The organism is Acidovorax sp. (genome assembly GCF_046294525.1).
Classification (GTDB): domain Bacteria; phylum Pseudomonadota; class Gammaproteobacteria; order Burkholderiales; family Burkholderiaceae_C; genus Acidovorax.
On sequence record NZ_JBKBKQ010000009.1, the window covers coordinates 57,989 to 79,587 of the forward strand.

The 21,599-nt window shown below is 65.8% G+C and carries 18 protein-coding genes and 1 pseudogene; 12 read left to right on the top strand and 7 right to left on the bottom strand.

Translation table 11 applies throughout. The annotated features are described in order from the left end of the window. Window positions 1-187 precede the first annotated feature (187 nt). From urtA to urtE, 5 genes are all read left to right on the top strand, one after another. A complete protein-coding gene (gene urtA, locus ACK4HJ_RS10770; protein ID WP_409830998.1) occupies window positions 188-1,459 on the top strand; it encodes an urea ABC transporter substrate-binding protein in 1,272 nt (423 codons plus the stop codon). Window positions 1,460-1,622: 163 nt separating this feature from the next. Continuing rightward, on the top strand, window positions 1,623-3,203 hold the full coding sequence (gene urtB / locus ACK4HJ_RS10775) for an urea ABC transporter permease subunit UrtB (RefSeq protein ID WP_409831000.1): 1,581 nt from the start codon (window positions 1,623-1,625) through the stop codon (window positions 3,201-3,203). 17 nt (window positions 3,204-3,220) lie between these two features. After that, on the top strand, window positions 3,221-4,354 hold the full coding sequence (gene urtC / locus ACK4HJ_RS10780; protein ID WP_409831002.1) for an urea ABC transporter permease subunit UrtC: 1,134 nt from the start codon (window positions 3,221-3,223) through the stop codon (window positions 4,352-4,354). Continuing rightward, window positions 4,351-5,226 carry an urea ABC transporter ATP-binding protein UrtD gene (gene urtD / locus ACK4HJ_RS10785; protein WP_409831004.1) on the top strand — a complete coding sequence of 292 codons (876 nt, stop codon included), beginning with the start codon at window positions 4,351-4,353 and terminating at the stop codon, window positions 5,224-5,226. Before urtC ends, urtD begins: the two co-directional genes overlap by 4 nt. Window positions 5,227-5,690: 464 nt before the next feature. Beyond that, window positions 5,691-6,383, top strand: coding sequence for an urea ABC transporter ATP-binding subunit UrtE (gene urtE, locus ACK4HJ_RS10790; protein WP_409831007.1), 693 nt, complete (start codon window positions 5,691-5,693; stop codon window positions 6,381-6,383). A gap of 5 nt (window positions 6,384-6,388) precedes the next feature. On the opposite strand, the gene ACK4HJ_RS10795 is transcribed toward urtE, so the two are convergent. Beyond that, window positions 6,389-7,261, bottom strand: a complete 873-nt coding sequence (locus ACK4HJ_RS10795) for a phosphatase PAP2 family protein (RefSeq protein ID WP_409831009.1) — start codon at window positions 7,259-7,261, stop codon at window positions 6,389-6,391. 352 nt (window positions 7,262-7,613) lie between these two features. On the opposite strand from ACK4HJ_RS10795, the pseudogene ACK4HJ_RS10800 reads away from it, so the two are divergent. Then, a pseudogene (locus ACK4HJ_RS10800) lies at window positions 7,614-8,024 on the top strand (diacylglycerol/lipid kinase family protein); the annotation flags it as partial. 212 nt (window positions 8,025-8,236) lie between these two features. On the opposite strand, the gene ACK4HJ_RS10805 reads toward ACK4HJ_RS10800, so the two are convergent. Continuing rightward, the gene (locus tag ACK4HJ_RS10805) at window positions 8,237-8,587 is read right to left on the bottom strand and encodes a DUF2694 family protein (protein ID WP_409831169.1); all 351 of its coding nucleotides are present in this window, start codon (window positions 8,585-8,587) and stop codon (window positions 8,237-8,239) included. Between the two features lie 161 nt (window positions 8,588-8,748). On the opposite strand from ACK4HJ_RS10805, the gene ACK4HJ_RS10810 reads away from it, so the two are divergent. The 6 genes from ACK4HJ_RS10810 (at window position 8,749) to ACK4HJ_RS10835 (ending at window position 16,786) form a co-directional block, all read left to right on the top strand. Further along, window positions 8,749-9,537: a metallophosphoesterase family protein gene (locus ACK4HJ_RS10810; RefSeq protein WP_409831012.1), complete on the top strand. Its 789-nt coding sequence runs from the start codon at window positions 8,749-8,751 to the stop codon at window positions 9,535-9,537. Between the two features lie 309 nt (window positions 9,538-9,846). Next, window positions 9,847-10,929, top strand: a complete 1,083-nt coding sequence (locus ACK4HJ_RS10815; protein WP_409831015.1) for an adenylate/guanylate cyclase domain-containing protein — start codon at window positions 9,847-9,849, stop codon at window positions 10,927-10,929. Window positions 10,930-11,183: 254 nt separating this feature from the next. Continuing rightward, entirely contained in the window at window positions 11,184-12,413 is a 1,230-nt protein-coding gene (locus ACK4HJ_RS10820; protein ID WP_409831170.1) for an MFS transporter, read from the top strand. Between the two features lie 158 nt (window positions 12,414-12,571). After that, window positions 12,572-13,798 carry an alanine transaminase gene (alaC, locus tag ACK4HJ_RS10825; RefSeq protein WP_409831018.1) on the top strand — a complete coding sequence of 409 codons (1,227 nt, stop codon included), beginning with the start codon at window positions 12,572-12,574 and terminating at the stop codon, window positions 13,796-13,798. Between the two features lie 151 nt (window positions 13,799-13,949). Then, complete coding sequence (locus ACK4HJ_RS10830; RefSeq protein WP_409831021.1) at window positions 13,950-16,127, top strand: ATP-binding protein; 2,178 nt, start codon at window positions 13,950-13,952, stop codon at window positions 16,125-16,127. 140 nt (window positions 16,128-16,267) lie between these two features. Further along, window positions 16,268-16,786 carry a GAF domain-containing protein gene (locus ACK4HJ_RS10835; protein WP_409831024.1) on the top strand — a complete coding sequence of 173 codons (519 nt, stop codon included), beginning with the start codon at window positions 16,268-16,270 and terminating at the stop codon, window positions 16,784-16,786. Between the two features lie 31 nt (window positions 16,787-16,817). Here the strand turns inward: ACK4HJ_RS10835 and ACK4HJ_RS10840 are convergent, their stop codons facing one another. From ACK4HJ_RS10840 to ACK4HJ_RS10860, 5 genes are all read right to left on the bottom strand, one after another. Continuing rightward, window positions 16,818-17,192, bottom strand: coding sequence for a YciI family protein (locus ACK4HJ_RS10840; protein ID WP_409831026.1), 375 nt, complete (start codon window positions 17,190-17,192; stop codon window positions 16,818-16,820). A gap of 86 nt (window positions 17,193-17,278) precedes the next feature. After that, window positions 17,279-18,115, bottom strand: a complete 837-nt coding sequence (locus ACK4HJ_RS10845) for an urease accessory protein UreD (RefSeq protein ID WP_409831027.1) — start codon at window positions 18,113-18,115, stop codon at window positions 17,279-17,281. A gap of 91 nt (window positions 18,116-18,206) precedes the next feature. Beyond that, on the bottom strand, window positions 18,207-19,604 hold the full coding sequence (locus tag ACK4HJ_RS10850) for an FAD-binding oxidoreductase (protein WP_409831030.1): 1,398 nt from the start codon (window positions 19,602-19,604) through the stop codon (window positions 18,207-18,209). Between the two features lie 224 nt (window positions 19,605-19,828). Further along, window positions 19,829-20,749, bottom strand: a complete 921-nt coding sequence (locus ACK4HJ_RS10855; protein WP_409831033.1) for an ABC transporter permease — start codon at window positions 20,747-20,749, stop codon at window positions 19,829-19,831. After that, window positions 20,746-21,588 (bottom strand): ABC transporter ATP-binding protein, encoded by an 843-nt coding sequence (locus ACK4HJ_RS10860; RefSeq protein WP_409831035.1) that lies wholly within the window; start codon window positions 21,586-21,588, stop codon window positions 20,746-20,748. The genes ACK4HJ_RS10855 and ACK4HJ_RS10860 overlap by 4 nt, the downstream gene beginning before the upstream one ends. Between the last annotated feature and the right edge of the window lie 11 nt (window positions 21,589-21,599).

Genomic DNA, 21,599 nt, shown 5'->3' on the forward strand with positions numbered 1-21,599 from the left:
ACCCGACACATGCGTTGCGCCGGCGCCGCATCGCCACGCACGCGCCGGCCCCACATACGCCACCCGGCGTATTTCCCAAGCACACCCCGCTCTCCAGAATCCATTCCATCGCACTACACAGCCCACCGGAGTTCACCGGGGGCCCAGGGCGAGGCGGTTTGAATCCTTACCTACCGGAGAAGCACACATGCAACGTCGTTATTCCCTCAAGGCCCTTGCGGCCGTCGCTACGCTCGCTGGCCTGTCTGCATTGCCAGCCCATGCCCAGGAAACCATCAAGGTCGGCATCCTGCACAGCCTGTCGGGCACCATGGCCATCTCCGAGACCGTGCTGAAAGACACCGTGCTCATGGCGATCGACGAGATCAATGCCAAGGGCGGCGTGCTGGGCAAGAAGCTCGAACCCGTGGTGGTGGACCCGGCCTCCAACTGGCCCCTGTTCGCCGAAAAAACCAAGCAGCTGCTGGGCCAGGACAAGGTCTCGGTCATCTTCGGCTGCTGGACCAGCGTGTCGCGCAAGTCGGTGCTGCCCGTGGTGGAAGAAATGAACGGCCTGCTGTTCTACCCCGTGCAGTACGAAGGCGAAGAGCTGTCCAAGAACGTGTTCTACACCGGCGCCGCGCCCAACCAGCAGGCCATCCCTGCGGTGGACTACCTGATGAGCAAGGACGGCGGTGGCGCCAAGCGCTGGGTACTGCTGGGCACCGACTACGTGTACCCCCGCACCACAAACAAGATCCTGCGCGCTTACCTCAAGAGCAAGGGCGTGAAGGATTCCGATATCGACGAGAAGTACACCCCGTTCGGCCACTCTGACTACCAGACCATCGTGGCCGACATCAAGAAGTTCAGCCAGGGCGGCAAGACGGCCGTGGTGTCCACCATCAACGGCGACTCCAACGTGCCTTTCTACAAGGAACTGGGCAACGCCGGCCTGAAGGCCAAGGACGTGCCGGTGGTGGCGTTCAGCGTGGGTGAAGAAGAACTGCGCGGCGTGGACACCAAGCCGCTGGTGGGCCACCTGGCCGCCTGGAACTACTTCCAGTCCATCAAGAGCCCGGAAAACACCGCCTTCATCAAGAAGTGGAGCGACTACGCCAAGGCCAAGAACATTGCCGGCCACAAGGACAAGCCGCTCACCAACGACCCGATGGAAGCCACCTACATCGGCGTGAACATGTGGAAGCAGGCCGTCGAGAAGGCCAAGAGCACCGACGTGGACAAGGTGATCGCCGCCATGGCCGGCCAGACCTTCAAGGCACCGTCGGGCATCGTTAGCAAGATGGACGAGAAGAACCACCACCTGCACAAGAGCGTGTTCATCGGCGAGATCAAGGCTGACGGCCAGTTCAACGTGGTGTGGAAGACGCCTGGCCCGGTGAAGGCCAAGCCCTGGAGCCCGTACATCGAAGGCAACGACAAGAAGAAGGATGAGCCGGACGGCAAGTCGAAGCTCTGAGCACCCCCCTGAGGCGCTTGCGCGCCTTCACCCCCTCTCTCGAATCGCTGCGCGATTCGGGAGGGGGGACGCCGCCAGCGCGGCGGGGCGGCCCTTGCGCGGCGGCCCTGGTCCTTGCACCGCGCGATTTCTGCGGCCCACTGCTTTCTCACACAGCTCCGCCATGCCTTCCTTTTTTCTATCCCGCCTGTTTGCCTGCCTGCTGCTGTGCGCAGCCGTGCAGGCGCATGCGCTCACGGCCGAATCCGCGCTGGCCATGGCGGCGGGCGATACCGATGACCGGATCGCCGCGCTGCAGGCCGCCATCGCCACGCCCGACGAGGCCACCGTGGCTTTCATACGTGCCATGGCGGAAGACGCGGTGAAGATCGCCGGTGACAAGACCATCGTCATCAAGGACGACAAGGGCACTGATCCCGTGACCGGCGCCGAGGTGACCGTGCCCGACGATGCGGAAGACATCGTCAACAACAACCGCATGCGCGGCGAGTTCGACACCGCGCTGGCTTCGCTGCAGCTCATGTCCGCCGACATCGCCGAGCGCCGCACGGCCATCGATGCCCTGCGCGGCGAGACTGACGAGGCCCGCCTGCCACTGATTGAAAAGGCGCTGGCCGCCGAGCAGGACGCAGGCCTCAAGGCGCGCCTGGACACCATCCGCGCGCGCATCCTCATCAGCAGCAGCGATGCTTCCAAGCGCCTAGACGCCGCGCAGCACCTGGCCGCCAGCGCCAACCCCGCCACGCGCACCGTGCTGAACGAGCAACTGCGTGTGGAGGAAGACCCCAAAGTCAAGGCAGCCTTGCAGACCGCCCTCAAGAGCGTGGAGGAACGGCTGCAATGGGGCGAGCGCCTGGCCGCCATGTTCTCGGGCATCAGCCTGGGCTCCATCCTGTTGCTGGTGGCGCTGGGCCTGGCCATCACTTACGGCCTCATGGGCGTGATCAACATGGCCCACGGCGAGCTGATGATGATCGGCGCCTACGCCACGTACGTGATGCAGGGCGTGTTCCAGCGCTACTTTCCTGGCGCGTTTGACTGGTACCTGGTCGCTGCGGTGCCGGCCGCCTTCCTGGCGTCGGCGCTCATGGGCGCGGTGCTGGAGCGCGGCGTGATCCGCTTCCTGTACGGCCGCCCGCTGGAAACCCTGCTGGCTACCTGGGGCATCAGCCTCATGCTGCAGCAGCTGGTGCGCACCGTGTTCGGCGCGCAGAACGTGGGCGTGGAAAACCCGTCGTGGATGAGCGGCGGCGTGCAGCTCATGGAAAACCTGCAGCTGCCGTGGAACCGGCTCATCATTGTGGGCTTTGCGCTGGCGGTGCTCTGCGCCGTGGCTTTTCTCATCAGCCGCACGCGCCTGGGACTGTTCGTGCGCGGCGTCACGCAGAACCGCCCCATCGCCTCCTGCATGGGCGTGAACACCGCCCGTGTGGACACATACGCCTTTGCGCTGGGCTCTGGCATCGCGGGCCTCGCGGGCTGCGCCCTCAGCCAGGTGGGCAACGTGGGGCCCGACCTGGGTCAGGGCTACATCGTGGACTCGTTCATGGTGGTGGTGCTGGGCGGCGTGGGCCAGCTGGCCGGCACCGTGTATGCAGCGCTCGGCCTGGGCATTCTCAACAAGTTCCTGGAAGGCTGGACGGGCGCCGTGCTGGCCAAAATTGCCGTGCTGGTGTTCATCATCATCTTCATCCAGAAGCGGCCGCAGGGCATTTTTGCGGTCAAGGGGCGTACCGCTGATTGAGCGGATCGAGACAGAACATGACGACTACGCCTACTTCCTCCTCCATCGAACTGCCTGCACCCGCACCGCTGCTCACGCGCGGCGGCTGGTCGGCCTTCATCGTGGCGCTCATCGTGGTGTGCGCCGTGGCCCCCGTGCTCAACCTGTGGGTGCCTGCGGGCAGCATGTTCCACCTGTCGGACTATGCCGTGGCGCTGCTCGGCAAGATCATGTGCTACGCCATCTGCGCGCTGGCCATGGACCTGATCTGGGGCTACACCGGCATCCTGAGCCTGGGCCACGGCCTGTTCTTTGCGCTGGGCGGCTACGTGATGGGCATGTACCTCATGCGCCAGATTGGCCGCGACGGCAACTACAAGAGCGACTTGCCCGACTTCATGGTGTTCCTGGACTGGAAGGAGCTGCCCTGGCATTGGGCGCTGTCTGACAGCTTCATCGCCACGCTGATCCTGATCGTGGCGGTGCCCGGCGTGATTGCGTTTGTGTTTGGCTACTTTGCCTTCCGCTCGCGCATCAAGGGCGTGTACTTCTCCATCATCACCCAGGCCATGACGTATGCGGCCATGCTGCTGTTCTTCCGCAACGAGACGGGCTTTGGGGGCAACAACGGATTTACCGATTTCAAGCGCATTTTGGGTATGCCCATTGCCACGCAGAACATGCGCATGACGCTGTTTGTGTTGACCGGGCTGGCACTGCTGGGCTTCTTCCTGCTGGCGCGCTGGCTGGTGCGCAGCAAGTTTGGCCGCGTCCTACAGGCCGTGCGCGATGCCGAGAGCCGCGTCATGTTCTCGGGCTATTCGCCGCTGCCCTACAAGCTCACCATCTGGACCATCAGCGCCATGATGTGTGGCGTGGCGGGCGCGTTGTATGTGCCCCAGGTCGGCATCATCAACCCCGGCGAGATGAGCGCGGCCAACTCCATCGAAATCGCAGTGTGGGCTGCGGTGGGCGGACGCGCCACGCTGATCGGGCCCATCGTGGGCGCGTTCATCGTCAACGGTGCCAAGAGCTGGCTCACGGTCACGGCGCCGGAGTTCTGGCTTTACTTCCTCGGTGCGCTGTTCATCGCCGTCACGCTGTTTTTGCCCAACGGCGTGGTGGGATTGGTGAAGAAGATCAAAGACAAGACAAAGGGAGCTGCGCGATGACGCCCGACCTGATGGAAGAAGGCGCGCGGCGTTTGCACAAGACGCTGGCGCCCGCTGTACTAGGCCAGACAGAATCCGGCGGACGGGCTGCAGGTTTTTCGCGCATCGCCGTGCCCGGCGAAGTGGACGTGACCCACGGCCGCATCCTGTACCTGGAAGACGTGCATGTGAGCTTTGACGGCTTCAAGGCCATCAACGGCCTGAGCCTGGACATCGCCCCTGGCGAGCTGCGCTGCATCATCGGCCCCAATGGTGCGGGCAAGACCACGATGATGGACATCATCACCGGCAAGACCCGGCCGGACAAAGGCACGGTGTTCTTCGGCTCCACGATTGACCTGCTGCGCCACAACGAGCCCGAGATTGCCAGCCTGGGCATCGGCCGCAAGTTCCAGAAGCCCACGGTGTTTGAGCAGCTCACGGTGTTTGAAAACCTGGAGCTGGCGCTCAAGACCCACAAGGGGGTGAAGTCGAGCATGTTTTTTCGCCTCGATTCCGCGCAGTCGGACCGCTTGGCCGAGGTGCTGCACACGATTCATCTGGCCGATGGGGTGACGCGGCAGGCGGGCAATCTGAGCCATGGGCAGAAGCAGTGGCTGGAGATTGGCATGCTGCTGATGCAGGACCCGAAGCTGTTGTTGCTGGACGAGCCGGTGGCGGGGATGACGGATGACGAGACGGCGCGGACTGCGGAGTTGTTTTTGACGCTCAAGGGCAAGCATTCGCTGATGGTGGTCGAGCATGACATGGGGTTCATCCGCACGATTTCGGAGAAGGTCACGGTGTTGTGTGATGGGTCTGTGTTGGCTGAGGGCACGCTGGACCAGGTGCAGGCGGATGAGCGGGTGATTGAGGTTTATTTGGGGCGGTGATGTTTGTTGCTCGCTCTCTGCTCTGTGAGCTTGCCGCTGAAATTCATCCGTTCGGGCTGAGCTTGTCGAAGCCTGGGCACTACTTTGGAGCCGTTCGGGCTGAGTCTGGCGAAGCTTGGGCGTGCTGGTTTGGAGAGCGTGCTTGGGCTGAGGTCGGGAGCCGGGTTGTCGCCCCGGCAGGCGACTCACTTTCTTTTGGCGAAGCAAAAGAAAGTTACTGCGCCGCCGGGCGCACACCCCGGCCTCCGCCGTTAAACAAGGCACGCCGTCCAAATCAGCGACCGAGCCCAAGCGCCCCCGCTACGACCCCTCGACAAGCTCAAGACAACCCGAACGGTTTGGAGCGATTCCATGGCTTCCACAAGCCCAGACCGAACGGCCTAGCAGTGCAATCACTACTAAAAACATAGCTGCTAGCGCTTGCTGAATAAGCGCTAGAGGCCAAAAACAATCAAAAAACCACCATGCTCACCGTCCAAAACATCAATCAGTACTACGGCGGCTCCCACATCCTGCGCGACGTGAGCCTCACCGCCCAACCCGGCAAAGTCACCGTCCTCCTAGGCCGCAACGGCGTCGGCAAAACCACGCTGCTCAAAAGCCTCATGGGCCTGGTCCCCATCAAAAGCGGCAGCATCAGCTTTGACGGCAAACCCATCGACAAGGCAACCCCTTACGACCGGGCAAGAGCAGGCATCGGCTTCGTCCCCCAGGGCCGCGAAATCTTCGGCCGCCTCACCGTGGAAGAAAACCTGCGCATGGGCCTGGCCTACAAAAGTGGCTCCACGCCAGTGCCGCCGCACCTTTACGACCTGTTCCCCGTGCTCAAGCAAATGCTCAAGCGCCGGGGCGGCGACCTGTCGGGCGGGCAGCAGCAGCAACTTGCTATTGCACGTGCACTGGCGCCCGGACCGCGTTTGCTGATCCTGGACGAACCCACCGAAGGCATCCAGCCCAGCATCATCAAAGACATCGGCCGCGTGATCCGCATGTTGGCCGACAAGGGCGAGATGGCGATTCTGTTGTGCGAGCAGTACTACGACTTTGCACAGGAGCTGGCGGACGAGTACCTGGTGATGGAGCGCGGCGAAGTCATTGCGCGCGGCCCTGGCAGCGAGATGGAGGCCAAGGGCATTCGCAACCTCGTGGCGATCTGACGGCTTTACCGCTGCTGCGCAGCGGGGCTGACAGAGGTCGCTAGCGCCGGGCGCCGCCAGCGCGAAACACTCTCCATGATCAGCACCGTGCACACCATCCAGGTGCCGCCCAGCAGCCAGCCGGCCAGCACGTCGCTCACGTAGTGCACGTGCAGCACCACGCGGCTCCAACCGGTGGTGAAGATCAGCGCACCCGCCAGCACAGCGGCGGGTAGGTGCCATGCGCGCGGCAGCAGCCGCGTGGCCAGGTAGGCCAGCATGGCGTACGCCACCATCGATGCGCTGCTGTGCCCGCTGGGAAAGCTGTAGCCGCTGGCCTCGGCAATACCGTGGGCGTGTTCGGGACGTACGCGCTCAAACACATTCTTCAACACCTTGGTCAGTGCGCCATTGCCCGCCATGGCCACCAGCCACGCGGTCGCCAGCAGCCGGTGCTGGCGCAGCCACAGGCCCGCAGCCACAAGCACAGTGACGGCGGCCAGGGCCCACGAATCTCCCAAGTGCGTGAGCGCCGCAAACCACTGCAGCACGGCCATGCCCGCATGTTCGCGCAGGCCCTGGGCCATGGCGTCGTCCAGCGCGCCCCACCCGCCCCCGGGGCGGCCGCTTTCGGCCAGATCGGCCAGCGTGGCGCCGGCCAGCACCAGCGCGAAGGCGCTAGCGGCCATGGCAGCCACCACCAGCCAATGCAGATGCTCCTGCGGCAGCCACTGGCGCAGCGGCGGGCTGTGCCGCCGCACCGCGCGCAGCCCGGCCAGCGCCAACGCGCCGGTCAGTGCCGCGACCACCAGGCCCACCAGCCACACACCCATGGGGTGGTGCGCGAGTTGGGCGCCCAGGTGCTGCAGGTTCAACGGAGTGTCGGCGGGTTCGGTCATGGAAAGAAAAAGGAACTTACGTGTGAAAAATGCGCGCCTGTTGGCACGTTGGGCTGCGATGACGAAGCACGGACAAAGTGCGCGCTGCGAACGCATAAACGCTAAAGGGAGCCTGCGGTTGTAGCGGAGTTCCGCGCAACCCTGCGCCTTGCGGGTGTATGGCGGTGGTGTGGTACGTACTGTGTCGGCCTGCTCCCACAGGCGCAGGGCGCCGCTGCTGGCTGTGGGGTGGCGCGCGTGGTGCGTAATATTTGTAGCGTCTATTTGTGCCTGTGGGCGTGACCCGTCGGCTAGGCGGTCCCTCCCTTGGGAGTTGTGGCACAGCCGTCCATTCAGTCCTCGCACCTCGCCTATGAACCCTGCAGAACACACCCCGCCCCCCCGTCCGCATGGACCCATCCACCTGGTGGTGCCCAAGCGTCCCGGCGCTGACCTGGACCTGCTGCGTGCCAAGCTGGAAGGCGTCCCCGCCCTGCAGGAGCACGACGTGGTGTGGCATGTGCCCCACCAGCGGACCGACATCGTGTACCTGGCTCGCGCGGCGGTAGAGGCTGCACGGAATGATGGCGGGCTGGTGGTGGCGGCAGGGGGCGACGGAACCATCAACGCGGTCGCCTCGGCCGCGCTGCTGGCGGGTGTGCCGGTGGGTGTTGTGCCCATGGGCACGTTCAACTATTTCAGCCGCGAACACGGCCTGGCGCTGGACACCGAGACCGCGGTGCTCGACCTGTTGCAAGCGTTGCGCGACGGCGACATGCGGCCGGTGCAGGTGGGGTTTGTGAACCGGCGCATGTTTGTGGTCAACGCCAGTGTGGGCCTGTACCCCAAGCTGCTGGCCGAGCGCGAGATGGCTTCGCGCCGGTTTGGAAGGTCGCGCTGGGTGGCCGTGGCGTCAGCCGTGTGGAGCCTGCTGCGCCCCGCAGCAGGCCGCCGCTGGCGCGTGACGATGAAGACCCACCGCGGCGCACAGGTGCTTCATGAAGAAGAGCACCAGGTCACCACCTTGTTTGTGGGCAACAACCCCTTGCAGCTGGACCGGGTAGGCCTGCCCCAGGCCGATGCGGTGGCCGACGGCGGCCAACTGGCGGTGGTCATGCTCAAGCCCCAGGGGCGCTGGGCCGTGGCCCGTACCGTGTGGCATGCGGCCACGGGGCAGCTGGCCAAGAACAGCGCGGTGCTGAGCGCTGCGTGTTCGGAACTCACCGTGGCGCCGGCCAGCTGGCGTCCGCCCCAGGTCAAGGTGGCCTTCGACGGCGAGCGCGAGTGGATGGCGCCGCCCCTGCATTTCCGCCTTAGCGACCGCCCGCTGTGGCTGGTGGCGCCCAGCCAGCTGGTGCGGGACGACGCGCCGCAGGCAGCAGCCGCTGCCGAGGCTGTCGAGGAGGCCGCGCCCGCGTCGGTGCGTGCCGGCGGGCTGTTGCCGGCATAGCCGTACGGTCAAATTTATCTCTCCCTCCGCCGCAAACGCGAAAGGCCTCTACCGCCCCATGACCGTCTTGATGCACCTGTCCGACTTGCACTTTGGCGCGCATGAACCCGTGGTCTGCGCGGCCGTGCAGCGGCTGGCGCAGCGGCTGGGCGTGACGATGGCGGTGGTCTCGGGCGACCTGACCCAGCGCGCCACGGCCCAGCAGTTTGAACAGGCCGCGCGCTTTGTGCAGGGCCTGCATGCGCGCAGCACGCTGGTGCTGGCGGGCAACCACGACCTGCCGCTGTTTGCGTGGTGGATGCGCTGGGGCCGCGCGTACGAGCGCTTCTCCGAACAGTTCGGCATGGACCAGGAGCCCGTGCGGCACGTGGGCGCGTTCTATGTGGTGGGCGTCAACACCACGCGCGCCTGGCGGCATGAGCGCGGCAGCCTGTCGTCCGCCCAGATTGAGCACGTGGCCATGCTGCTGGCGCGTGCGCCGCCCACGGCATGGCGCATTGTCGCCAGTCACCACCCGTTGGTGGCGCGCGATGCAAACGACCGCGAGCACCGCCCGCACCGTGCAGATGAAGCGGTGGAGCGCTGGCGCATTGCCGGTGCGCAGATGCTGCTGTCCGGCCATGTGCACCAGCCCCGCCTGCTGCAGCCGCTGCCCGGCCTGTGGGCCAGCAGTGCGGGCACGGCGGTGTCGCACCGGCTGCGGCATGGCAGCCCCAACAGCGTGGTGGTGCTGGGTACCGAGGCATCGGGCGCGGCCCTGGGCGGCGAGGCCCGGTACGCGGCGCGCTGGGATTTTGACGATGTACAGGGGGAGTTTGTGTGTGTGCACCGGGTGGTGACCGGGTGACGTAGGGGAGGGCAACGCACCAGCGTATATGCCTATCTTGATGCTATATTTTTGATAGCTTCTTGCGATTTATGGATAAGCGCTAGAGGCCAAAAACATTCAAATTTTTTGGCTGCCCCTTCGGGGGCGCAGTGATGTGAGGCAAGTGCTTCACCTGCGACCCCGGTCATTCGGCACAGGGGGTGTGGCTGCGGCGCGCCGGGGTGGTTTTCACCGGTTGACCGGCCGGTGGGCGCCGCCTATTCTGGGTGTCAGCCTGCGGGCCCTGCCTGCGGTACAGAACCTACCGCCCCCACCGCCCTTGTCTCCATGCACAAAGAATTTCACCACGATGCCGTGCGCCGCCTGCAGGCGTTGATCGAGCGCGAAACCGGTGCGCCCCTGTCCGAGGCAGCGCAAGCCGAGATGGCCAACATCCTGCATGGCATGGAGAGCCCCGACGGCTCGGCCGACACGGCCCGGGACGTGGCGCCGCGCGAGGTGACCATTTTGCTGGCGGACCTGCGCGGCTTCACCGCACTGTCGGGCTCACAGCCGGCTTCGGTCGTCATCGCGGCGCTCAACCGCTGCCTGGCCCGATTGTCGGAGGTGGTGTTCAAGTACCAGGGCACCATCGACAAGTTCATGGGCGACTCGATCATGGTGCTCTTCGGCGCGCCCGTGGCGCGCGATGACGATGTGGATCGTGCGCTGCTCTGCGCCGTGGAGATGCAGATCGCCATGCGCGATCTGAACCTGGCGCACCTGAGCGAGCGCCTGCCCGAGGTCTTTCTGGGCATCGGCGTGAACACGGGCACGGTGATGGCGGGGCGCTTTGGCTCGGATGTGTATTCCGAATACACGGTGATCGGTGAAGCGGTGAACCTGGCATCGCGCATCGAGGCGCTGAGCCTGCGCGGCCAGGTGCTCATCAGCGACACCACCTACCAGCGCTGCTGGGGCCTGGTGTCGGCGTCCGCGCCGATGCAGGTCTACGTCAAGGGCCGCACGCAGCCCGTCAGCCTGCGCGAGCTGATCGCCATCCCCTCGCAAAAACTCAAGGTGCCGCGCCAGGAGTTCCGCCGCAGCCACCGCGTGGACGCGCGCCTGCCTTGCCTTTGCCAGCGCACGCAGCACAAGATCGTGGTGCCCCACATCGTGCACGGCGCCATCCGCGACATCGGCTACCACGGCCTGCTGGTGGAGCTGATCGAGCCGCTGGAACCCCACAGCGAGATCAAATTGGAGTTTGAGCTGCCGCTGGTGGACTACCGCGTGGCTGATGTGTATGCACGCGTCATCACCCTGAAGCAGGAAGGCGACGAGTGGGTGGCCGGGCTGGAGTTCACCTCCATCAGCGCCGAATGCCACGCCAAGGTGCAGATGTTCGTGCAGCTGCTGGTGGCGCACTGAGCGGGGCCTGACCGCTGCCGCTTGCGACGCCGGTTCGGAGCCGTTCACACGGCTACCTTACCGAGTCCCTGGCCGCCTCACCCGCGTTTGCATTACCGCTGAAGCCCCCGCGCCTGCGGGGCGCGGAGGTGCGTGGTATGGTTACCAAATTCGGGTTTACCCCCGTAACTCCGTTTCATACTGCCATCCCCAGCCTGTACGCCGGGCGGCGCCGCCACCCGCGGGTCGCACGCACCGGTGGTCGCCGCCCCGCCATGACCGCGCCCCACACCTCTCCGCTCGCCCCATCCGCCACCGCCCCCACCGATGACCGCACCCTGGTGCGCGCCGTGCTGGCCCTGGGGGTGGGCGGCTTCTCCATCGGCACAGGCGAGTTCGTCATCATGGGCCTGTTGCCCGAGGTGGCGCGCGACATCGGTGTGAGCATTCCGCAGGCGGGCCATGTCATCAGCGCCTATGCGTTGGGTGTGGTGGTGGGCGCGCCCGTGCTTGCCGTGCTGTGCGCCCACTGGGGGCGGCGCGCGCTGCTCATGGCGCTGATGGCCGTGTACGCGCTGGGCAATTTCGCGTCGGCACTGGCGCCGGGCTACGGCTTGCTCACGGCCATGCGCCTGTTCACCGGCTTGCCGCACGGCACCTACTTTGGTGTGGCCGCGCTGGTGGCGGCTGCATTGGCGCCCCCCGGCCGCCGCGCACGCGCCGTGGGCTGGGTCATGCTGGGGCTGACCACTGCCACGCTGGTGGGTGTGCCCATTGCCGCCGCGCTGGGCGAGGCGTTTGGCTGGCGTGCGGCCTTTGTGTTTGTGGGGCTCATTGCCGTGGCCGCCGTCGTCATGGTGCGCCTGTGGGTGCCCGCCATGCCCGCATCGCACGGTGCGAGCCCGCTGCGTGAACTGGGCGCGCTGGCGCGCAAGCAGGTGTGGTTCACATTGGGCATCGGTGCCATCGGCTTTGGCGGCATGTTTGCGGTGTTCAGCTACATCAAGCCCACCTTGCTGGAGGTGGCCGGCATGCCACCCGTGCTCATGCCCTTTGTGCTGTCGCTGTTTGGCCTGGGCATGGTGGCGGGCAACCTGGTGGGCTCGCGCATGGCCGACAAGGCGCTCATGCCCGCCATCGGCAAGGTGCTGCTGTGGTCCATCGTGGTCATGGCGCTGTTTGTGCCCGCCGCACACCACCCCGCCAGCGCCGCGCTGGCGACGTTCCTCTTGGGCACCGTGGTGGCCATTGGCCCCGCGCTGCAGATCCGCCTGATGGACGTGGCGGGCGACGCGCAGACCCTGGCTGCCGCCCTCAACCACTCGGCCTTCAATGCCGCCAACGCGCTCGGTGCGTGGCTGGGCGGCGTGGCGATTTCGGCAGGCATGGGCTGGACCTCCACCGGCTGGGTGGGTGTGGTGCTGGGCCTGGGTGGTGTGGCCATTTTTGCGTGGTCGTGGAGCAGCGAGAAGGGCACGGCGGCACGCGCCTCTGTCGCGGCATAGCCAGGCCCGCGGCTCGGCCGCAGCGTAGCGGCGGTGCGACAGCTGCGCGTAATGTGGCTAGCTGGCGCTATGTTGTGCGTTACATTGCCTGCGGGCCGGCCTTTCTGCCAGCCACGTCGCTCGGACGGTTCCGGGCGCTTACGTGAAAGTCACACCGCATGTCTGCATCTCAGGGCAAGCGCCGTTTTGCGCGCATTGATCGCCTCCCTCCCTACGTCTTCAACATCACGGCCGAGCTCAAACTCGCTGCCCGCCGCCGGGGCGAAGACATCATCGACATGAGCATGGGCAACCCCGACGGGGCCACGCCGCCGCACATCGTCGCCAAGCTCACCGAAGTGGCCCAGCGGCCCGACACCCACGGCTACAGCGCCAGCAAGGGCATCCCCCGCCTGCGCCGCGCCATCAGCCACTGGTACAAAGACCGCTACGCGGTGGACATCAACCCCGACACCGAGGCCATCGTCACCATCGGCTCCAAGGAGGGCCTGGCCCACCTCATGCTGGCCACGCTGGATAGGGGCGACACCGTGCTGGTGCCCGACCCGAGCTACCCCATCCACATCTACGGCGCGGTGATTGCCGGCGCCGACATCCGCAGCGTGCCCGTGGCACCCGATGTGGACTTTTTTGCCGAGTTGGAAAAGGCCATCCGCGGCAGCTACCCCAAGCCAAAGATGATGATCTTCGGCTTCCCCAGCAACCCCACGGCGCAGTGCGTGGACCTGGGCTTCTTCGAGCGCGTGATCGCCCTGGCCAAAAAGCACGACATCCTGGTGGTGCACGACCTGGCCTACGCCGACATCGTGTACGACGGCTACCGCGCCCCCAGCATCATGGAAGTGCCCGGCGCCAAGGACGTGGCTGTGGAGTTTTTCACCCTGAGCAAAAGCTACAACATGGCCGGCTGGCGCGTGGGCTTCATGGTGGGCAACCCCGACCTGGTGGCTGCGCTGGCCCGCATCAAAAGCTACCACGACTACGGCACCTTCACGCCCCTGCAGGTCGCGGCCATCGCTGCGCTGGAGGGCGACCAGCAGTGCGTGAAAGACATCGCCGCCCAGTACCAACGCCGCCGCGACGTGCTCTACAAGGGCCTGACGGAAGCCGGCTGGGCCGTGGATTGCCCCAAGGCCAGCATGTACATCTGGGCCCGCATCCCCGAGCCGTATCGCGCGCTGGGTTCGCTGGAGTTTGCACGGCAGTTGCTCGATAAGGCCAAGGTGTGTGTGTCGCCGGGCATCGGGTTTGGCGACCAGGGAGATGAATACGTACGCTTTGCACTGATCGAGAACGAGGCGCGGATTCGGCAGGCTGTGCGGGGGATCCGCGCGATGTTCAAGACCGATGGCTTGCTGAAGTCGGTGGCGCCAGCGGCTGACTGAGTCGGATGAAGCCGCCGGGAGACAGCGCCGTGCGGCGGGCCAGGCCCGGTCCTGCCGTGAAGTAGGGACAAGGCTGATGCGTGGTGGTGCAGTGTTCGGACATACTCGCACGTCATGCCCTTCCTCTGCGCAGTCCACGTCCTCTCGTCCCATGCCAGTGCCTAGCCAGCTGCCTCAGCGGCTGTCGCTGCGCGAAGACCCCAACTCCCCGCGCCAAGCCAAAGCGTCGGTGCGGTGGCTGCGCCTGCTGGCGCTGCTCAGCATCGCGGTCCCGCTGTTCATCTACCTGGTCTTTGGTGTGGGGCGGTATCTCTCGGCGCAGGATGACATCGAAGCGCGTGTCAACCGTTCTCAACGGGTGGCCCATGAGCACACCACCAAGGTGATTGCAGCCTCGGTGGCTTTGCAGGCCAAGGCGCTGCCCCTGGTCAACGGCAAAGATCCGCGCGATCTGCGCAACATGGAGGGCACATTGCACGAAGCCCTGCGTGCGCTCACCATCGACCAGCCGCAGATCCAGTCCATCCTGATACTGGACGCGCATGGCAGAACCGTCGCCAGCAGCCGCCTGCTGCCGTTTCCCGTGGTGGATTTGTCGGATGGCGAATACTTTCGCGTGCACCGCGAAGGTCTCCGTGCGACACATCTGTCCAAGCCCATCGTGACCCGAACGTCGAACGAACGGGTGATGAACCTGAGCATCGATTTTGAGGACCACCAAGGCCAGTTTGGCGGTGTGATCAACGTCAGCCTGCTGGCTTCGTACTTCAACAACTATTTCGGCGACATCGTGGCAGGTGACCCGGAGCTCACCATCAGCCTTTTCGGGCAAGGTGGAGAGATCTACACCCGCTGGCCCAACCTGCCGGAAGGCGGCGACCAGCTGTTGCCCTATGGCGCGGTGATGCAGCAACTGCGACATGGGGACGACTCGGCACAGTTGCATGGCATATCGGCCATTACCGGCAAGGACAGCTACATCGCTTACCGCAAGGTGGGCAGCTACCCGCTCTACATTGCTGCCGGCTGGAGCCTTACTGCACTTCGCGACGAGGTGCTGCGGGAGTTGGCCGTTCTTTTCGCCATGGCTGCGCTGCCCGTGGCCGCGCTGTTTTTGACCGCCACGATCGCGCTGCGCAACGCACGCACGGCGCTGCTGACGATGGAGCGGCTGGAGAAAGAGACGGAAACCCGCCACCGCGCCGAAGAGGCGCTGCTGCAGGCGCAGAAGCTGGAAGCTCTGGGGCGGCTGACCGGCGGCGTGGCGCACGATTTCAACAACGCGCTGATGGTGATTACCAACAACCTGTTCCTGCTCAAGCGCGCTGCGCCCGACCTGGGTACTAAACAGATCGAATCGATATCGCGTGCGGTGAAGTCGGCCACCAACCTTACGCGGCAGCTGCTGGCCTTCTCGCGGCGCCAGCCGTTGGTGGCGGAGCACGTGGCGCTTCAGGACAAGCTACCGCCCATGAAGGACTTGGTCACGCCAGTGCTGGGCAGCAAGGTGCAGCTGACCGTGCAGGTGGACCCCGACACCGCGCCGGTGGTGCTGGATGTGGCCGAGCTGGAACTGTCCCTGCTCAACCTGAGCATCAATGCGCGCGATGCCATGCCTACGGGGGGCACTCTGGCGATCCGCGCACGCAACGCAAGGGACGACGAGTGCCCGCAGGGCGCCACGAACATGGTCGTGATCGAGGTACGCGACACCGGCTCCGGTATTGCGCCGGAGCTGCTGAGCAAGGTCTTCGAGCCGTTCTTCACCACAAAGGCTGTGGGCGAAGGCACAGGGCTGGGCCTGAGTCAGGTGTATGGCATGTGTGAACGGATGGGAGGGCACGCCCGGATATCGAGCACTTTGGGGGCGGGTACCTGCGTCAGCCTCTACTTCCCCCGTGCGGAGCACCTGCCCGTGACCGCCGAGCCCGGCCCCGCGCCCGTGCTGGAGCCGCTGAACCTGAGTGTGCTTCTGGTTGAAGACAACGACGAGGTGGCCGCCTCCGTGGTGCCCATCCTCGAATCGCTGGGCTGCCGTGTCACCCGGGCGGACCGGGCTGACAAGGCGCGGCAGCTGCTGGACCAGGGTGCGCGCCCCGACCTGGTCCTGTCCGATGTAGTGATGCCCGGTGCAATGGATGGTGTTGCGCTGGCAAAGCATGTCCGCCAGGCATGGCCCAGCCAGCGGTTGCTGCTGATGACGGGTTACGCCGAGCAGCTGGAGAACATAACCCGCCTGGGGTTTGAGGTGCTGCCAAAGCCCTGCACGCCGCAGATGCTGTATTCAGCGCTGGTGAAGGTCGCGGGCAGCGGTCACGGTAACGAGTAGGCGGGTTGGGGGATTTTGCGGAGGTGGGTTGGTGCGCCGCCGCGCCGCGGACGGCGCCCGTGCAGCGCCTGTGCGATTCGATACCGAAACTACATGTCTGTTGCCCCTCGTCTGTAGGGTCACGGTTTAGACTGGTTGGTATGCATCTCCTGGACTACAACCCCGACGACCTCGATCTCACCATCACCGAGCTGCTGGTGGCCGCCAGCGACTCCTCGGACGACGCGCTGCCGCCTGTGGTGCCCGCCGTGCTTCAGCTGCTGCGCAAGCGCCTGGGCATGGACGTAGCGTTTGTCTCGCAGTTCGTGGACGGCCGCCGCTTGATCCAGGCGGTGGACAGCACTGCAGACTTCTCTCCGCTGGCGCCCGGAATGTCCGATCCGCTCGAAGAGAGTTGGTGCCAGCGTGTGGTGGAAGGCCGACTCCCGGAAAAAATCGACAACGCGGCCCCCTATGTCGCCTCCGGCAAAGCCCCCGATCCCGGTTTCCCCATTGGCACCCACCTCAGCACGCCGGTGCGCTTGGCCAATGGGCGGGTCTATGGCACCTTGTGCTGCTTCAGTCGCGGCGTGCAGGCGGATGCCGATATCGAGCGCCTGCGCTACACCGCGAATTTGCTGGCAGAAAAGCTCTCGCCCCACGGTGTGCCGGGAGCTTGAGTGAACGCTGCTGCCCGATGCGGCACCGTTCTCAAAGCGCCGTGTAAACAGTGTCCATGGGGATGAGTTGCACGGCCCACCCGCCTTCTTCCCCTAGCTGAGCAGCCGGATGCAGGGACGCGATGCGAATCGCTTCCTCGCGCGTGTCCGCCTCGATGATGAACAGGCCACCCACCACCTCCTTCGACTCGGTGTAAGGCCCGTCGCTGATGCGCGGCGTGCCGCCTTGCGGGCGCAGCGTGACCCAGCTGTGCTGCTCGCCCAACGATGCAGACACCCTCACCTTCCCGGTGGCGCGCATCTTTTCGTCCAGCGGCTGGCATTGGCTCACCAGGGCCAGGACATCGCCGGGTGGCATGGCGGCAAATTGATCGGGGCTGTAGTAGGCGAGGCCCAGGTATTTCATGCGCGGCGCTCCAGGTTGGGATGTATGTACGACGAATCAGAGGGCTGCCGATCGACATGGACGCGCAATATTTTGAGAGGTCCGGCCTACATCGCCCAGATTCTGGGCGCCACCCCCTGCAAATCCCACAGCACCGCCCGCCAAGCCACCCGCACCGCCTTGAGCAGTTTCATCGCAGGCTCCACCTGCGGCGCCAGCACGCGCACCACCACCATGCGGTCGTTGGGGCTGGTGGCGCCTGCGGTGGCTTTGACCTGGGGGTGCTGATCCATCACTGCGCGGGCCGCGTCCAGGGCCGCGTCGCGGCGGGTGCGGTCTAGCGGCGCGCCTGCGGCAAAGAACATGCTGGCCGTGCAGCGGTGGCCCGCTAAACCCAAGGGGCTGCTCAGCAGGCGGTCATCGGCGGCGTCGATCACGCCGCGCTCCAGCCACAGGCCGGGCACTTCCAGGTGCTGGGTGAAGCGGCCTTGTTCAAACGGCTGGCCCGCGTGCGGCAGGCCCAGCGCCGTCACGTCCCAGGCGATGCATTCGGCGCCGGGGGCGAGGTTCAGCGTGAGGTGGTTTTCAGCGTGGCAGGCGCTGTAGCACAGGGCCTCCAGCGGCAGCCATTCCAGGCGTGCGCCTTCAGCCAGGGTGAGGTGGCTGCGCTGCAGCGCCAGCGGGCCGGTGGAGCGGTAAAAGCGCGTAGCGCCGGGCGTGGTGACCAGGCCGTGGGCGCCGGGGCCCACGGTGGTGGTGATGTCCAGCGTGTCGCCGCCCACCAGGCCGCCGGGCGGGTGCACCAGCACGTTGTGGCAGATGGCGTCGCCCTCGGGGTACAGGCTTTGCAGGATGCGCAGCGGCCCGTTGTGCTCGTAGCGGGCGACGGTGCGGGCGTTGTGCTCTGCCGTGTAGTCGAGCTGAAGGCGGGCGTGCCAAGGCATGGGGTGATGGTCTGCTACGAAATGAGTAGCTGATTATGCCCTGCAGGCAAGCGTTAGAGGCCTACGGGTGGGTGCACGCCACCCGTTTCCTCTACGCTGTTTGGCGTACGGGTGTCTGCGCAGGCGCCTCCACGGGGGATGTCGGTTCTGCCGTGTACCAGCTGCGCAGCTTGCCGGGGTTGAGCAGCCCTTGCGGGTCGAAGCGGCGCTTCATGCCCACCACGGCCGGGTCCAGGTTGTTCTGCTTGCCGTCTTCCACGATGTACACGTGCGGGTTGTTGATCTGCACGCCGTGGTCGCGGTAGATCTGCATGATCTGGTTCAGGCGCTCTTCGGTGGTGTAGCGGATGATCTGCAGGCCGCTGCAGTTGAAGGCGCCTTCCTTGGTGCGCAAGAATTCCAGATGCATCATCACCTCGCCTTTCAGCGCGGCCTCCAGCGCCTTCACCTGCTTGAGGCGGTGCATGGGGTTGAAGCCGCTCTGGATGTAGGTCAGGCCCTTGTCCACCTTGAGGGCATGCAGGGTGGTGTGGTTCCAGGTGTATTCGAGCAGCGTCTTGTGGCTGCTGGCCACTTCGTCGGCCGTCTTGCGGTAGGTGACCTGGCCGCTGTGCTGCGCCACCATGTCGCGCATGCCGGCTTCTGAGTGCGGGGCCACCAGCAGCAGCACCGCGTGCTGGTCGGCGGGCAGGTGCTCGGCCAGGCTGGTGAAGTACTGCGGGATGGGGGCGGCTACAAAACACACCTCCTTTTTCTCCAGCCCGGGTGCGCTGCCAAAGCGGTCGGCAAACTCCAGTGCGGCGTCAAACTGCTCGAAGGTGGCGATGCATTCGGTCCATGCCACGGCGGGGGTCAGGGCCACTTCCAGCTCCAGCACGATGCCGTTGGTGCCGTAGGTGTGGTGCAGCAGCATGGCCTCGGGGCCGCGCAGTTCGATGACTTGCGGCTCGGGCTCCACCGTCATGGCGCGCACGGCCAGCACATTGCCGGGCGCGGCCAGCGGGCCGTGGTTGATGGAGCCCGCACCGCCAAAGCCGCCGCCAAACAGCCCGCCCAGCGTGGCGCTGCGGTAGGTGCTGGGCAACCAGCGCAGCTCTTGCCCGTGGGGCTTGGCCTGCGCATCAAAGTCCGCCAGCCGGATGCCCGACTGCGCGCGGCCCACACCGCCGCGCACCCAGCCAAAGGCGTTGTAGCCCGACAGGTCCAGGATCACGCCGCCGTGCAGCGGTGTGCTCTGGCCGTAGTTGCCGGTGCCGCTGCCGCGCACGGTGATGGGGATGCCCGCGCTGGCGCAGGCGGCCACCACCTGGCGGATTTCTGCTTCGGTGCGCGGGCGCACGGCGATGTCGCCGCGCTTGCCCGTCAGGTCGCGCTTGAGCACGGGGCTGAACCAGGCAAAGTCCTGCGAGAGGCGGCCCACGCGCAGCGGGTCGGCAATCCAGTCCAGGTCGGGCAGTAGGTCGGGCAGTTGTTGGGCGGTGGTGGTCATGTCGGTATCTCCTTGGCCGTTGGTGGCCGTTTGGGGCAAAAGGAAGCCCTTGCCGCGCGTGATCGAGCAGGGCGGTAGTCGTGGAAGGATGGCTTGGTGGTTCAAAGCGTCACGCGCCACCCCAAGGCGTCGAATGCGCGGTCCCTACCAGTGCCGCCGTGCAAGGGCCGCCCCGCCGCAGGGGCGGCGTCCCCCTGGGGGAAGACGCGCAGCGGCTCAGGGGGTTAGTCCATGCTGTTTTCGCTGGCGTGCCAGCCACCCAGAGCGATGCGCGTCAGCCACGCCATCAGCACGAAGAGCGCGACACCGGTGAGCGAGATCAGCAGCAGCGCAGCAAACATGCGCGGGATGTTGAGCTGAAAGCCCGCCTGCAGGATCTGGTACGCCAGCCCCGCACCCTGGCCCCCGGTGCCCGCCACAAACTCCGCCACCACAGCGCCGATGAGCGCCAGGCCGCTGGAGATGCGCAGCCCGCCAAAGAAGTAGGGCAGCGCACTCGGTATGCGCAGGCGCAGCAGCGTCTGCAGCCGCGTGGCGCGGTTGAGCTGGAAGTAGCTTTGCAGATCAGGCTCCACACTGCGCAGGCCCAGCGTGGTGTTGCTGATGATGGGGAACAGGGCGACCAGTGCGGCGCAGATCACCATCGAGGCCGTCGGGTCCTTCACCCAGATGATGATGAGCGGCGCCACGGCCACGATGGGCGTGACCTGCAGCAGCACGGCGTAGGGGAACAGTGCGGTCTCGATGCGTTTGCTCTGCACAAACAGGAACGAGATCAGCACGCCCGCCACGGTGGCTACCACAAAGGCCAGCACCGTGATCTTGACGGTGACCCACAGCGAGCCGCCCAGGGCGGCCCAGTCGGTGAACAGCGTCTTCATCATCAGGATGGGCGATGGCACCAGGTAGGGTGGCAGCTCCATGGCCGTGACCAGCCCCTGCCACAGCGCAATCAGCACCAGACCGACCAGCACGGGGTAGACCACGCGCTGCACGCGGGGTTGGGCCATGAGCGGCGGGCGTTTGGGTGTGGCCTTGGCAGCAGGTTTGGCAGCGACGGGTGCAGGCGCTGAGCGTGGAGCGGCTGCGGGGTGGGCGGTGACCACGGGCGACGCCATCGGTGCGGAAGGGAAGGGGGTGCTCATGCCACGGTCTCCTCGGTGTCCACGCTGGCGCGCAGCAGGCTGTCCTGCAGCAGTTTGGCGTAGCGGCTGAATTCGGGCGACACCATGAAGTCGGCCGTGCGGGGGTAGGGCGCGTCGATGCGGAACTCTTCGACCACGCGGCCGGGGCGCGCGGCCATCATGACCACGCGGCTGGAAAGGAACACCGCCTCGTGGATCGAGTGCGTCACGAAGATCACGGTGAGCTTCTTCTTGCGCCACAGATCCAGCAAGTCGGCGTCCAGCTTGTGGCGCGTGATCTCGTCCAGTGCGCCAAAGGGCTCGTCCATCAGCAGCAGGTCGGGCTGGGTGACCAGGCCACGCGCAATCGATACCCGCATCTGCATGCCGCCCGACAGCGCGCGGGGCAGGGCGTTGGCAAATTTGGACAAACCCACCAGCGCCAGCGCTTCGGTCACGCGCGCATCGGCCTCGGCACGTGGCACACCCGCAAGGTCCAGCGGCAGGCGCACATTGGTCTGCACACTGGCCCAGGGCATGAGCGTGGGTGACTGAAAGACAAACGCCATCTTCTTGCCGCTTTCGTCCAACTGCGCCACGGGCTTGTGCCACAGGTGCAGGCGGCCGTCGGTGGGCTCCAGCAGGCCCGCCACCATTTTCAGCAGCGTGCTCTTGCCGCAGCCCGAGGGGCCGAGCAGGGTGACGAATTCGCCTTCCTCAATGGTCAGGTCCACCGGCAGAAGGGCCTGCGTGCCGTTGGGGTAGGTTTTTTCGGCGGAGAGCACCTCCACGGCGGGCGTGGAATGGTGCACCGGTGCCTGGGCGTGTGCCAGCGGTGGAGATTCAGCGGGGGATGTCATGGTCGCCTTTC

Bases quoted from the DNA above. Each gene is read 5' to 3' on its own strand.
- urtA (WP_409830998.1), top strand. From the start codon at position 188: ATGCAACGTCGTTATTCCCTCAAGGCCCTTGCGGCCGTCGCTACGCTC.
- ACK4HJ_RS10815 (WP_409831015.1), top strand. From the start codon at position 9,847: ATGCACAAAGAATTTCACCACGATGCCGTGCGCCGCCTGCAGGCGTTG.
- ACK4HJ_RS10855 (WP_409831033.1), bottom strand. From the start codon at position 20,749: ATGAGCACCCCCTTCCCTTCCGCACCGATGGCGTCGCCCGTGGTCACC.
- ACK4HJ_RS10830 (WP_409831021.1), top strand. From the start codon at position 13,950: ATGCCAGTGCCTAGCCAGCTGCCTCAGCGGCTGTCGCTGCGCGAAGAC.
- urtE (WP_409831007.1), top strand. From the start codon at position 5,691: ATGCTCACCGTCCAAAACATCAATCAGTACTACGGCGGCTCCCACATC.
- ACK4HJ_RS10810 (WP_409831012.1), top strand. From the start codon at position 8,749: ATGACCGTCTTGATGCACCTGTCCGACTTGCACTTTGGCGCGCATGAA.
- urtB (WP_409831000.1), top strand. From the start codon at position 1,623: ATGCCTTCCTTTTTTCTATCCCGCCTGTTTGCCTGCCTGCTGCTGTGC.
- alaC (WP_409831018.1), top strand. From the start codon at position 12,572: ATGTCTGCATCTCAGGGCAAGCGCCGTTTTGCGCGCATTGATCGCCTC.
- ACK4HJ_RS10850 (WP_409831030.1), bottom strand. From the start codon at position 19,604: ATGACCACCACCGCCCAACAACTGCCCGACCTACTGCCCGACCTGGAC.
- ACK4HJ_RS10820 (WP_409831170.1), top strand. From the start codon at position 11,184: ATGACCGCGCCCCACACCTCTCCGCTCGCCCCATCCGCCACCGCCCCC.
- urtD (WP_409831004.1), top strand. From the start codon at position 4,351: ATGACGCCCGACCTGATGGAAGAAGGCGCGCGGCGTTTGCACAAGACG.
- urtC (WP_409831002.1), top strand. From the start codon at position 3,221: ATGACGACTACGCCTACTTCCTCCTCCATCGAACTGCCTGCACCCGCA.
- ACK4HJ_RS10860 (WP_409831035.1), bottom strand. From the start codon at position 21,588: ATGACATCCCCCGCTGAATCTCCACCGCTGGCACACGCCCAGGCACCG.
- ACK4HJ_RS10795 (WP_409831009.1), bottom strand. From the start codon at position 7,261: ATGACCGAACCCGCCGACACTCCGTTGAACCTGCAGCACCTGGGCGCC.
- ACK4HJ_RS10840 (WP_409831026.1), bottom strand. From the start codon at position 17,192: ATGAAATACCTGGGCCTCGCCTACTACAGCCCCGATCAATTTGCCGCC.
- ACK4HJ_RS10835 (WP_409831024.1), top strand. From the start codon at position 16,268: ATGCATCTCCTGGACTACAACCCCGACGACCTCGATCTCACCATCACC.
- ACK4HJ_RS10845 (WP_409831027.1), bottom strand. From the start codon at position 18,115: ATGCCTTGGCACGCCCGCCTTCAGCTCGACTACACGGCAGAGCACAAC.